This is a genomic window from Brevundimonas sp. SPF441, assembly GCF_009661015.1.
Lineage (GTDB): Bacteria > Pseudomonadota > Alphaproteobacteria > Caulobacterales > Caulobacteraceae > Brevundimonas > Brevundimonas vesicularis.
In genome coordinates, this window is record NZ_WJWX01000066.1 from 1 (window position 1) to 238 (window position 238).

At 61.3% G+C, this 238-nt stretch carries 1 tRNA gene; it reads left to right on the plus strand.

Annotation, left to right across the window (positions count from 1 at the left end):
* The first annotated feature begins 36 nt into the window (after positions 1–36).
* Positions 37–126: transfer RNA gene (locus GGC30_RS16190), tRNA-Ser, on the plus strand.
* Positions 127–238 lie beyond the last annotated feature (112 nt).

Here is a 238-nt window from a genome sequence, read left to right on the forward strand (position 1 = left end):
TCGACCTCCGGCGGCGCGCAAGACGCAGCGTGAAACGGACAGGTGGCGGAGTGGTCGATCGCGCACGCTTGGAAAGCGTGTGTAGGTGAAAGCCTACCGAGGGTTCGAATCCCTCTCTGTCCGCCACACACTTTCACCGAGTGGTCTCTTAGCTTGCGGCGTTCGCTGAAGTCGCGACGGGGCGCCGTTGCAAACCTGCCTGATCTAGGCAATCCACCCGTTCGTCGCATCACTTAGC